We start from the raw sequence: 12491 nt of genomic DNA, 5'->3' as shown, positions 1-12491 counted from the left end.
CGACCTCGAAGCGGGACGCTTACCCCAGCCCATCAAATTGGGTGGCCGCATTTATTGGGCAGAAGGTGACATTGACGCCCACCTTCAAAGCCTACGCGAAGAGGCCGCTTGATATGAGAGGCGGGCCAATGAAAACCCCGGCGCGCGGGCAAGCGCAACCGGGGCTGGATACCTGCCCCCAATGGCCGCGACTGGAACGACATTCTGACCATGAAAGGGGAACCCGCATGAACGCGCCCCAACCTATCCAATTCAAGCCCGAAGGGCCACAACCGCTGGTGCGGGAAACGCCCCCTGGCGCGGACTATCCCGTTCACGCTCTGGGGCCGCTGCGCGCGGCGGTGGAAGCGGTGCAAGGCGTGACACAAGCCCCCGTGGCAATCCCGGCACAATCTGCGATGGCGGTGGCATCTTTGGTGCTGCAAGGCTTTGCCGATGTGGAAACGCTGGGCGGGCCGCGCGCGACTTCGCTTTACGCCCTGACCATAGCCCGAAGCGGTGAACGCAAAAGCGCTTGTGACGCCCCTTTGATGGCCGCGTTGCGCGCCTATGAACGGGAGCAATCCAAGACATACCGCGAAGATGTGCGGGCATGGGAAAACGACTATAAGCTTTGGGAAGATGCACGGGACAAGATTTTTTCCGAGGCGAAAAAGGCAAAAGGTGAAAAGAGCACGGCGGCACAAGCCGACCTTGAATCGCTCGGGCAACCCCCGATTGCCCCCGTGGTGCCAGACCGGACGGTAAGCGAACCGACATTTGAAGGGCTGACAAAGCTATTGGCGCATGGGCAACCCAGCCTTGGGGTTTTCTCGGATGAAGGCGGGCAATTCTTGGGCGGGCACGCGATGAATAGCGAAAACAGGCAAAAGACGCTGGCCGCTTTCAATGACCTTTGGCAAGGCAACCCCATACGGCGGACGCGCGGCGGCGATGGGCATATCACGCTCTACGGGCGGCGGCTGGCGGTGCATCTTATGGTGCAACCGACTGTGGCGCACGGCTTCATGGCTGACCCGCTGGCGGCGGATACGGGCTTTCTGCCCCGCTTTCTGATATGCGAACCGCCCAGCGCTATCGGCACCCGTATGCAAGCGAACGCCCGGCGGGATGATACGGCGCTTGCAAGCTTTGCGGGGCGGCTGCGCGACATTCTGGAAAGCCCCCTTCCGATGGAGCCGGAAACCCGCGAGCTTGAACCCCGCATTTTACCCCTTGCCCCCGAAGCCCGTGCGCTTCTGGGGGGTTTTGCCGACGCTATCGAAAAGGAACAAGCCCCCGGTGGCGACTTGGCCCACATCACCGGCACGGCTTCAAAGGCGGCGGAACAAGCGGCACGAATTGCCGGGGTGCTGACCCTTTGGCGCGACTTGGAAGCCCCGAAGGTGGAAGCCCGCGACATGGCCGACGCAATTAACCTTGCGCAATTCTACCTGTCCGAAGCTTCACGGCTGGCAAGCGCTGCGCTTGTTTCATCTGAAATCGACAAGGCCGAAAAGCTGCGGCGGTGGCTTCTGGAAAACTGGTCGGAACCGGATGTGCTGTTGCGGGATGTGGTGCGGCTCGGACCGAACGCGCTGCGGGAAAGCCCCAAGGCTCGGGCCGCGCTGGGCATCCTCGAAAAGCATGGTTGGCTGGTGCCGATAGACCCGGGAACCATAGTGCGGGGTGCCGCTCGGGCGGAAGCATGGGCAATCGTGCGGGGTGGTGGCGATGTGGTTTGATGCACGCGCCAAACTGGCGGAAATCACGGGGCACCCCCCTGCGACTTCTGCGACAACCGCGACACAAACCCCGCCGGTGTCGCAATTGTCGCGAGTGTCGCAAGCCCCCATGGCTGAAAATCACTCATTTGTCGCGAAAGTCGCGATTGTAGCAACGCCCAGCGCGCCCAGTACAGAGCCAGATGGCGTATCCGTGGGGGGGCGGGCTTTGACTTGGACGGGGCGTGTGGTGTCGCTGGCCGATTGGCGAAACCTGACCGAATGGGAAAAGCACGGACCTGATGGGCGACACTGGAACGGCATAACAAGGCAATGGGAACAGCCGGAAGGGGCAAAGTCATGACGGACCGAAAAAGCGGACGAAATGCGGATGGCACGTTTGGATTCGGCAACCCAGGCAAGCCCAAGGGTACGCGCCACAAGGCTACACAAGCGGCTCTTGCGCTTCTGGAAGGCGAAGCCGACGCCCTTACACGCAAAGCTGTGGAAATCGCTCTGGAAGGCGATACAACGGCGCTGCGGCTGTGCCTCGAACGCATTGCACCCGCGAAGAAAGACGCCCCGGTGACTTTCAACCTGCCCCCGATGCAATCGGCTGCGGATGCTGCAAAGGCGGCTGGTGCCTTGCTGGATGCTGTGGCGCTGGGCGAACTAACACCAACCGAAGGCGCGCATGTTATGGCCTTGATCGAAACCTACCGGCGGACGCTGGAAACAACCGAACTGGAAGAGCGGATGGCGGCGCTCGAAGTGGAGGTGGGCAAATGACCCTTAGAAGGCGACTAGATATGCTTGCTGCAAGGGCGCCCATGCCAGCAAGTGAACGCCCTACAGAGGTTTTCCTTGTTGGCATCTGTGCGCAAACCAAAGAAGCGGTCTCCGCATACGGCATGAATTCTGGACAGTCATTCGAACGGATAGACAGCGAAACTGAAGTGGAGTTTAGGGAACGTATCAATCGGTGCGGACAGGCGCAGGTTGTTCCACCGGACAATTAGCGTTGTTTGTTGCCAAATTTGTTTTGCTTTTCTTTGGATGGAGCGCAGACTTAGTTGTGGCTCGGGACCGATAATACCAAAAACTGGCGATTGATGGTAAAGCGGACATTGAGCCGCTCTGCAGCGAATGACCGCTCTGAGCCCAATTCACAATTATTGCGCGGCCATTTAATGACCGCTAACTGCAATCCACTGGCATTTGCTCCAGCGGTTTCGGGCTAAACTGCCGCTAATCGTGCGGCAATATTCACAGTGCAGGAACAAATTAAAAACTGGTTGTACTGCCAGTCTGCCGAAACAGGCGTAATTTTCTTCTGGACTACTTGCAAACCATCATCGAGGACTACTGCTGTCGGCGACGATTTTGCACGGTCCGACGCCAATGAGACGCGTAGGCCTCCAGTGACTCGCCGATGTCCGGGTTGATCAATGATAGGGTCTCTGCCGCGAGTACATCCGTCTTGCCCGTCACCAACATGGCCGCGCCCGCACTAGTGCCAGTGCTGCCAGCCGCTCTATAGACTTTGGAAGCCGCTGCGACGGCCAGCATCTTAAGATACAGCTGATTGTTTGCGAATGGACCTTCGACAACAATCGTATCCTTGTGGCCAATGTTGGAAAGACATTCCGCAGTCACCAGCGCCAGATAAACCGCCACAGCAGCCACTCTTGTGCCGGTGCCGACGTTTGGTTCAAGCCCCTCCCAACCCGAGGGATTCCCCCGGAATGGCCCGGTATCTTCGACGACGGCGGGCATCAGCATGATCCCTTCCGTCAGAACATCGCGCACATCCTGAGGCGTTGGCTCCGGACAAGTGCCACCCGTGGCAAGGTCGTGTTCGCGACCACCCATGAAGCGTGCAGACGGGGCCGGATCGCCAAGGGCGGTGACGTTAATCAAAGTGTCAAGATGGGGATCAAGCTGAACAGAATTGCCACCGATTGACATCGCAATCACCCATGTTCCCGTCGAAACCACACTAAACGGCGGTGTTTGCGAAAGGACGTAAGGCAGAAGCGAAGCGTTGGAATCGTGGATGCCGCAATAAACGGGCGTACCGGGCGGCAAGCCGGTCTGTTCAGCGATTGTCGGCAAGATCGGGCCCAGAACCTCTGACGGCTTGCGAACGGGTGACAGTTTGTCCGAGATGCCGAGCCTGTCCACCAATGACGAAAAGTCGCCCTTGTGCGGGTTCCAAAGGTCCGTGTGGCACCCAAGTGATGTGACATCCATGGCGGTGTTGCCCGTCAGCTTTGCGCCCCAGAACTGTGGATAGGTCACGATCTGGTCGGTTTTTGCCTTCAAATCCGGATCGACCTGAAACTGCCAAAACAGTTGCGCGCCGATGTTTAACCCACCCGCCAATCGTGGTGATCCAGTTTCGGAAAAAGGGGGGCGGATGGCGTTGTAGTCGTCAGCCGACTCATCCGGCCCGGCAAACTCGTAATCGAGGATGGGTGCTGCGAGATATCCACTGCTATCGAGCAGCGCGGCACAGGCACCGTGGGTGGTGATGGAAATCGCGTCAATGCCGTGCGCTGCATGAAAGTCGCGCAGGCCCTCGAGCAGAAAGGCCCAATGCCCCTCCACGTCAAAACGCGGCCATGGCGGCCCCGGCAAGACGGTGTTTGGTCGGGTAATCACCACAATCTCGGTCAGGCTTTCCCTGTCGACCAGCACAAGTTTTGCGTTAGTCTTTCCAATGTCTATAACCGCGACGTGATGTGTCATGGCATGTGGAAAACGGTTTCTAGTGGCGTTGCAACCGGTTCGTTGCCAGTGTGCGTTTCCATGATGTCTGCCATATGTGCCCACCACTTTTGCATGACCGGGTGATCGGGCAACGCGTCCATATTGTGCCCGTCCTGTCGCCACAGGACTCCGAAAAGGGTGTTGGTGTCTGCATCCAGATGGATCGAATAATCCGTTACGCCCGCATCCTTGAGGAGTGTAACAAGCTCTGGCCAGATCTCGTCATGGCGTTTGATATACTCTGCGCGACATCCGGGGTTCAGGCGCATTTTGAAGGCGTATTTTTCCATCACCGCGACCGCCACATGGACCACAGGCGCGGCAGGGCGATAACACCGATCAACAGTGCGCCAATTACGATGGACATGACGATACCAGGCACGTTCAGCAGCCCCAGTCCAAACGTGACCAACCCCATCACGAAGGCGGCAATGACAACCCCGACGATCGTACCAGAACCACCCAAGATGCTGACGCCGCCCAGCACAACCATTGTCACGATCTCAAGTTCCCAGCCTGTCGCGATGGACGGCCGGGTTGAGCCGAGCCGCGCCGTCAGGCAGATGGCGGCGACGCCGGACATCAGGCCTGTGAGCAAGAACAGGATGAATTTTACCCGTTGCACCCGGATGCCGGAAAACATGGCACCCGTCGCGTTGTTGCCAATAGCATAGACGGCGCGGCCAAAGTTAGTCTTGTGCAATAGCACTGCGTAGACCACAGCAATGATAGCAAAAAGCACGAATTCAAACGAGATTACCCACCAGACATAGCCCTGACCAAACCAAGAGAAGCTGGCCGGATACCCACGAAATGCCTGATCGCCCAATACGATGTAACTGATGCCGCGAAACAGGCTCATCGTGCCGATCGTCACCACGATAGACGGCAAACCCATACGGGTAACGAGCACGCCATTGAAGGCACCACAAAGCAGCCCAACGCCAAGTCCGATCATCACGAGGCCCGGTGTGCCAACGCCCATCTGCACAGCCGCACCCATCGCGGTCGAGGCCAGCGCGATAATCGAAGCCACGGACAGGTCGATCTCTCCGGATATGATGAGCAGCGCCATGGCAAAGGCGATCATCGCTTTTTCGGTAAAGTTAAAAGTCGCGTCACTGAGGTTCCACGCGTTGAGGAAGTAGGGCGATGCAAGGCTGTTGGCGATAAAGATGCCGATGGCCACCAGCAAAAGCAGTGTTTCCCAGCTTTTGAGCCTTTGTTCTAGCGGCGAGCGCAGGCGGTCAGGGATGATGCGTTCGGTGGTGCTCATGATGCCTGCTCCGCACGTTTGAGGATAATGCGTCCTTTTTCTCGATTGGCCTGCGCGTTCAGCGCCACAGCGACGATGATCGCGCCACCGGAAATGGCCAACTGCCAGAAAGGAGAGATGTCGACGACGGGCAATGCGTTTTTGATGATGCCAAGGAACAAGGCCCCCAGCAGCGCACCGGCCACAGTACCGATGCCCCCCATGATGGACACGCCGCCGATCACGCAGGCGGCGACCACGTCCAGCTCAAAACCCCCGGCGATATCAACGTAGGACACGGCAAAGCGCGATACCCAGAGATACCCCGTCAAACCCGCGAGCGCGCCGGAGATCGTAAAGGCCCAGAATTGCGTCTTGCCTACGTTGATCCCGGCATAGGTGGCGGCATGTGGGTTGCCGCCAGCCGCATAAAACGCCCGGCCCAGAGTTGTGCGCGTCATCACGATGGTGAACACAATTACAGCCAGAATTGCGATCCAACCCAAGACCGGCAACCCGAGCAATTCGGTGCGCGGGAACGCTTTGAACGCTGGGCTCATCTCGTGGCTGTTGACCCATTTCCCGTCCGAAATGACAAAGATGATCCCCCGAAAAATGGTCATTGTGCCCAACGTGACCACGATTGGCGGGATGGCCAGCTTCCACACCAATACGCCGTTGATCATCCCCAAAAGGGTACCAAGGCCGATTGCTATGACAAGGATAACGATAATCGGAAGTCCCGGGGCAGCAACATTGACCATGGACACCACCATGCCCGTTAGCGCCAGATTGGCCGCGACACTCAGGTCGATGCATTTGGTCAGGATCACGATCATCTGACCGATGGCCAAAAGGATCAGTGGCGACGTGTCATTGAATACGTTTGCCAGATTGGCTGGTGTGATGAAGCCCGGAAAGCGGGACGAGATAAGCGCCAGCAACAGGACAATGGCTCCGACCAGCAGGGCCTCGCGCGATGTGATCAGTCGTTTCAGCATGCTGTGTTCCCCTCAGATACCGGCGGCGTGGCGGACAAGCGTTTCGGGTTGCAGGTCTTTATCAGACAATTCAGCAACCATACGGCCTTCGCGCATCACGATAACGCGGTCGGACATCCCCAGAATTTCCGGGATCTCCGAGCTGACCATGATCACCGCAAGACCTTGCGCGGCAAGTTCAGCCATGAATTCGTGCACCGCAGCCTTGGAGCCGATGTCGACGCCTTTGGTTGGCTCATCGAGAATGATCACCTTTGGTTGGGTCGCCAGCCATTTTGCGATGACGACTTTTTGCTGGTTGCCACCGGATAGGTTCCCAACATGTGTATCCAAAGACGCGGCGCGCAGATCCAGTCGCTCGGTATATTCGCGCGCCAGCTTGAATTCTTCGGCCAACTTCAGAAACCCATTGTTGGAAAGCCGCCCCAAAGAGGGCAGCGTAACGTTCTGAAAGATTGGCAGATCAAGTATCGCACCCTGCTTCCCGCGGTCTTCGGGCACATAGACGATGCCATGATCGACAGCATCAGCGGGGGATTTGATCTGGACGGACGCTCCATCAATTTCAACGGTGCCGGCTGAGGGGCGCGTCATGCCAAACAGCGCTTGCATAAACTCGGACCGACCCGCCCCAACGAGACCGTAAAAGCCAAGGATTTCGCCCGTGCGCAGGGTGAACCCAATGTCCTCGAACTCTGTTGGATGGCTGTAGCCTGCAACTTTTAGAATGTCGTTGCCCGGATTGGGCGTGCGCTGCGGAAAGATCTGGCTGACATCGCGGCCTACCATCATCTTGACGAGGTCAGCCTCAGTCACATCAGCAATCGCGCCATCACCGATCAATTGTCCGTCGCGAAATACTGTGTAGTTGTCAGCGATCCGGAAAATCTCGTCAAACTTGTGGCTGATAAACAGGATAGCCTTTCCTTGGCCCTTGAGGCTTTCAACAAGCTCGTAGAGTTCCTCGATTTCCTTGTGTGACAGTGCCGCTGTTGGTTCATCCATGATGACAACGCGGGCATCAATCGACAGAGCGCGGGCAATGGCGACCAGATGCTTGTTGGCGATGCCGAGATCCTTGAGCTTGTGATCGGGCTCAATCTTGGCACCAACACCGTCAAGGATTTCACCCGCCTTCTGGTTCATCGTCTTTCGGTCTATCAGGCCAAACGCTCCGCGCGGGGCATGGCCCAGAAAAATGTTTTCTGCCACTGACAGTTCATCAAAAAGTACCGTTTCCTGATGGATCGCGGTCACGCCGTTGTCAGCTGCGGCCTGCGGTGCGGGAAAGGTTGTGGGCTGCCCATCGACCAGAATGGCACCGCCGTCAGGTTGATAGATGCCTGTTAGGATCTTTACGACTGTGGATTTACCAGCGCCGTTTTCACCGATCAAAGCGGTGACTTTGCCCGGTATCAGGTGCAGCGAGACCTCGGACAAGGCTTTGACGCCCGGAAAGGTTTTCGTAATCCCGTCGAGCGCAAGAATTGCTGTTTGCGCAGTCGAACCTTCAGACGGTATCGCGCTGTCTGATTTTTTCAGCATTTCAGGTCTCGACTTGTTCAGATGGGGGATGTCGGCGCGGCCGATTGGGCCGCGCCAGCGATCACGTCAGATGATCAGAAGATCGATTTGAACTGATCGATGTTGGACGCATCGTAGATGAATGGGTCGGCCATGGCAGCCGAATTGCTTTCATCCAAAGTGATGGTGCCGACCCGACCAATCGAGATTTCGGCACCGGGCTCTGCCGTTGCAGCACCGGAGACCAGTGCATGGGCAATCATTGCTGCGGAGTATCCAAGATCAATTGGGTTCCAGATTGCAAAGGACTGTGACGCACCACTCTCGATAGCACCCGCCATTTCGGACGGCAGACCAAGGCCGGTGACGTTGACTTCACCCACTTTGCCAGCGTCGACAACGGCCTGTGCCGCAGCCACGATGCCGACAGAAGTCGGCGCGATGATGGCGTCGAGGTCAGGATACGACTGCATGAGACCTGTCGCTTCGCGATAGGACTTGTCGGCAAGGTCGTCTCCATAGACTGTCGAGACGACGTTGATGCCGGGATAGTTGCCCATCACCTTGGTCATCTCCTCGATCCAGATGTTCTGGTTCGTCGATGTGGTCGTAGCCGACAGCACCGCCACGTCCCCGCCATCAGGCAAGTGATCAGCGGCCAGTTTGATGATCATGTTGCCGATCAGCGCGTTGGAAGATGGATTGAGGTGCATCTGACGACCCTCATCTGCGACGCCGGAGTCCCATGAGATAACCGTGATACCACGTTGCATGGCTTTTTTGAGTGTCGGCACAAGCGCGTCGGTATCGTTTGCCGATACCGCGATTGCGTCCACCCCCTGAGCGATGAGCGAGTTGATCACCTCGATCTGGCCTTCAGCGGTTGTATCGGTTGGACCGGTGTAGATGATCTCGACTCCGCCAAGTTCATCAGCAGCCTCTTGAGCGCCTTCGGCGGCGGCCTCGAAGAAGCCGATGCCGAGGGCCTTTACGACCAGTGCGATACGCATATTGTCCTGCGCGATGGCTGTGGTCCCGAACAGGCTTGCTGCGAGGCTAAGGCCTGCAGTTAGAGTAGTGAAAGTGCGACGTTTCATTGGTTTCCTCCCTAAAGTACGTTCGCTGGTAAAGCCCCTTTCAAGAGGCCACGTTTTTCTGAGCGCTCCCTGATTGGGTGACGATCAGCGTCACTTCGGCCGCTTCGAGCATGGAAGCCGCTTTGTCTGTTATCTGGTCATCGGTGATGACGGTTGTGATCCGGTTCAACGGGCACAGAACGAGGCTTGAGCGTTGCTCGAACTTTGTGCTGTCAGCCAGAACGACAAGTTCATCTGCCTGCCCGATCAATTTTTGCTCGGCTTGAATGAGCAGGGGATCCGCTTCCATCAGCCCAAGTGGCCCTAGCCCTTGCGCGCCCATGAACATGCGCCGCGCACAAAAGTTCCGTGTCACGTCATTGTCGAACGGCGACAGGATGATGTTCTGTTCACGATAGATCGTGCCACCCGACAGCATGATGGTATTCTTGGAATGCTTGAGCAGATGCTCGGCAATCGGAAAAGAGTTGGTAAAGACCTGCAAGCGGCGGCTGGCCAGAGGATGCACCATCTGAAACGTCGTCGTGCCGCCATTGATGATGATCGCATCGCCATCTTCGCACAGGTCGACGGCTGCGGCGGCGATGGCCTGCTTTTCGTCAATGCGCATGGCCTCATTGACCGAAAACGGACGTCCAGCAAGGCCAACGAATTGTGGCGGGCTCAGGGCTTCGGCACCGCCACGCACTCGGCGCAGCAGCTTGTCCTGATCCAGCGTTGCGATATCACGCCGGATCGTCGCCTCTGACGCGCCAGTCAGATTGCAAAGATCAACCACGGTCACAACGGGCCGTTCTTCGACCGCCGACAGAATGATCGTATGGCGTTCTTTTTCGTGCATTGCTGGCCTCCCTGATCTCGCAACCTGTCGAGATTCGTTGCACCTGTCAATCAGTTTCGATCATTATCAATCATTTTGCAGTGCAGCATGATTGATAATGATTGTTTGTGATTGACAAACCGCCGCACTCCGATCAGCCTTGTAGCGAAGATTAATGATGGGCTCGTAAAGCCAACCGGGAGGAAACATGTTGAAAACAGTGCAAACTCAGCTTCTTGAAAGCCGCTGGGATGACGATGCGGCGCAAGGCATGAGCGAATCGGAACTATTGCTTTATCGCTCCAACATCCTGGGTTCGGACAAGCGTGTGACCAATTATGGCGGCGGCAACACATCAGCCAAGGTGATGGAGGTTGACCCACTGACCGGTGACGATGTCGAGGTGTTGTGGGTCAAAGGATCGGGCGGCGACATTGGCTCGATCAAGATGGATGGCTTTTCCACGCTTTATATGGACAAGCTGCAGGCGCTGAAGTCGCTCTACCGTGGCGTGGAGTTTGAAGATGAGATGGTGGGGTATCTGCCGCACTGCACATATAACTTGAATTCTCGGGCCGCTTCCATCGACACTCCGCTCCACGCCTACGTGCCGCGCAAACATGTGGACCATGTGCACGCAGATGCCATCATTGCGATTGCGGCGTCGACAAACTCCAAGGAACTCACACAAGAGATTTTTGGTGCCTGCATCGGTTGGTTGCCATGGAAAAAGCCCGGGTATGAACTGGGCCTGTGGTTGGAAAAGTTCTGTCTTGAAAATCCTGATGCCGACGGTGTCGTTCTGGAAAGTCATGGGCTGTTCACATGGGCAGATACGGCCAAAGACTGTTACGACCAGACCATCGACGTCATCAACGTGGCGACCAAATGGCTGGCAGACCGCAGTGACGGTGTCGCCCCCTTTGGCGGGCCTGTACATGACAGTTTACCTGTCAACGAGCGGCGCGCGATCGCAGCCCGACTGATGCCCGCCATCCGTGGTTTCGTGTCAGGCAATCAGCACATGGTCGGTCATTTCAATGACAGCGATACTGTTCTCGAATTTGTCAATGCGCGGAACATGGAACCGCTTGCAGCTTTGGGCACGTCTTGCCCCGACCACTTTTTGCGCACCAAAATCCGCCCACTTGTGGTGCCATTTGATCCCGCCACGAGCAATATTGACGCTGTTCTGGAAGGGTTGCCGGATCAGGTTGGCGCCTACCGCAAGGACTATGCAGCCTACTATGAGCGTTGCAAACACAATGACAGCCCAGCACTGCGCGACCCAAACGCGGTTGTTTATCTGGTGCCCGGTGTCGGGATGATCACCTTTGCCAAGGACAAGGCGACCGCGCGCATCTCGGGCGAGTTTTACGTCAATGCGATCAACGTGATGCGCGGCGCCTCTGCTGTCAGCGAATACCAGGGCCTGCCCGAACAGGAGGCCTTTGACATCGAATATTGGCTGCTGGAGGAAGCAAAGCTCCAGCGCATGCCCAAACCTAAATCACTCGCTGGCCGGGTCGCCCTGGTCACTGGTGGTGCTGGTGGCATCGGCGCTGCCACGGCGAAGCGTTATCTGTCCGAAGGCGCCTGCGTCGTGTTGGCAGACATAAACGAAGAAGCCCTCGCATCTACTCAGAAAAATCTTGTTGGCACTTATGGCCAAGACGTCGTGCGGAGGGTCCGCATGGACGTCACCAGCGAAGATGCGGTTGCCGCTGCCTTTGCAGACGCCGCCGTTGAGTTTGGCGGTGTCGATATTTTGGTCTCCAATGCTGGCATCGCGTCTTCAGCACCGATCGAGGACACCTCGCTCGCGCTTTGGAACAAGAACATGGATATCCTCTCCACAGGGTATTTTCTGGTCAGCCGCGAAGCATTCAAGTTAATGCGGGTGCAGGATATGGGCGGAGCAGTCGTCTTCGTTGCCTCCAAGAACGGCCTCGCGGCCTCGCCCAATGCAGCCGCCTATTGCACTGCCAAGGCGTCGGAAATTCATCTGGCACGGTGCCTTGCGCTTGAAGGTGCTGAAGCAGGCATTCGCGTCAACGTAGTCAATCCTGACGCGGTCTTGCGCGGCTCAAAGATCTGGGAAGGGGACTGGCTCGAACAACGCGCGGATACCTACGGCACGGACAAAGACGGGCTGGAAGAGATGTATCGCCAGCGGTCCATGCTCAAGCGTTCGGTTCTGCCCGAGGATATTGCCGAAGCCTGCTATTTCTTTGCAGCTGATACGTCGTCCAAATCAACTGGTAACATCATCAATGTTGATGCCGGTAACGTCCAAGCCTTTACGCGATAGGAACCGGC

The 12491-nt window shown here is 57.2% G+C and carries 11 protein-coding genes; 4 read left to right on the top strand and 7 right to left on the bottom strand.

Going from position 1 to position 12491, the window contains the following annotated elements; genetic code table 11:
* Positions 1-227: 227 nt before the first annotated feature.
* From ABJD00_RS11505 to ABJD00_RS11495, 3 genes are read left to right on the top strand one after another with little or no spacing between them, the layout of a single operon-like run.
* A complete protein-coding gene (locus ABJD00_RS11505; protein WP_413834097.1) occupies positions 228-1724 on the top strand; it encodes a YfjI family protein in 1497 nt (498 codons plus the stop codon).
* Complete coding sequence (locus ABJD00_RS11500; protein WP_413834094.1) at positions 1714-2067, top strand: hypothetical protein; 354 nt, start codon at positions 1714-1716, stop codon at positions 2065-2067. Before ABJD00_RS11505 ends, ABJD00_RS11500 begins: the two co-directional genes overlap by 11 nt.
* Complete coding sequence (locus tag ABJD00_RS11495; protein ID WP_413834091.1) at positions 2064-2492, top strand: DUF5681 domain-containing protein; 429 nt, start codon at positions 2064-2066, stop codon at positions 2490-2492. Before ABJD00_RS11500 ends, ABJD00_RS11495 begins: the two co-directional genes overlap by 4 nt.
* A 573-nt stretch (positions 2493-3065) precedes the next feature.
* Here ABJD00_RS11495 and ABJD00_RS11490 read toward each other — a convergent pair.
* The 7 genes from ABJD00_RS11490 to ABJD00_RS11460 form a co-directional block, all read right to left on the bottom strand.
* Positions 3066-4454 (bottom strand): FGGY-family carbohydrate kinase, encoded by a 1389-nt coding sequence (locus tag ABJD00_RS11490; protein WP_413834088.1) that lies wholly within the window; start codon positions 4452-4454, stop codon positions 3066-3068.
* Positions 4451-4765, bottom strand: a complete 315-nt coding sequence (rhaM, locus tag ABJD00_RS11485) for an L-rhamnose mutarotase (protein WP_413834085.1) — start codon at positions 4763-4765, stop codon at positions 4451-4453. The genes ABJD00_RS11490 and rhaM overlap by 4 nt, the downstream gene beginning before the upstream one ends.
* On the bottom strand, positions 4765-5751 hold the full coding sequence (locus tag ABJD00_RS11480) for an ABC transporter permease (protein ID WP_413834082.1): 987 nt from the start codon (positions 5749-5751) through the stop codon (positions 4765-4767). Before ABJD00_RS11480 ends, rhaM begins: the two co-directional genes overlap by 1 nt.
* Positions 5748-6731: an ABC transporter permease gene (locus ABJD00_RS11475; RefSeq protein WP_199913683.1), complete on the bottom strand. Its 984-nt coding sequence runs from the start codon at positions 6729-6731 to the stop codon at positions 5748-5750. Before ABJD00_RS11475 ends, ABJD00_RS11480 begins: the two co-directional genes overlap by 4 nt.
* A 12-nt stretch (positions 6732-6743) precedes the next feature.
* Positions 6744-8276, bottom strand: coding sequence for a sugar ABC transporter ATP-binding protein (locus ABJD00_RS11470; protein WP_413834078.1), 1533 nt, complete (start codon positions 8274-8276; stop codon positions 6744-6746).
* A gap of 74 nt (positions 8277-8350) precedes the next feature.
* Complete coding sequence (gene rhaS, locus ABJD00_RS11465) at positions 8351-9352, bottom strand: rhamnose ABC transporter substrate-binding protein (RefSeq protein ID WP_413834075.1); 1002 nt, start codon at positions 9350-9352, stop codon at positions 8351-8353.
* A gap of 40 nt (positions 9353-9392) precedes the next feature.
* Positions 9393-10193, bottom strand: a complete 801-nt coding sequence (locus tag ABJD00_RS11460; RefSeq protein ID WP_413834072.1) for a DeoR/GlpR family DNA-binding transcription regulator — start codon at positions 10191-10193, stop codon at positions 9393-9395.
* A 187-nt stretch (positions 10194-10380) separates the two neighbouring features.
* On the opposite strand from ABJD00_RS11460, the gene ABJD00_RS11455 reads away from it, so the two are divergent.
* The gene (locus ABJD00_RS11455; RefSeq protein WP_413834069.1) at positions 10381-12483 is read left to right on the top strand and encodes a bifunctional rhamnulose-1-phosphate aldolase/short-chain dehydrogenase; all 2103 of its coding nucleotides are present in this window, start codon (positions 10381-10383) and stop codon (positions 12481-12483) included.
* Positions 12484-12491: the final 8 nt, after the last annotated feature.

Origin of the sequence: Tateyamaria sp. (assembly GCF_039945315.1) — a bacterium.
GTDB lineage: Bacteria > Pseudomonadota > Alphaproteobacteria > Rhodobacterales > Rhodobacteraceae > Tateyamaria.
This window is presented reverse-complemented; position numbering and strand designations above follow the sequence as displayed.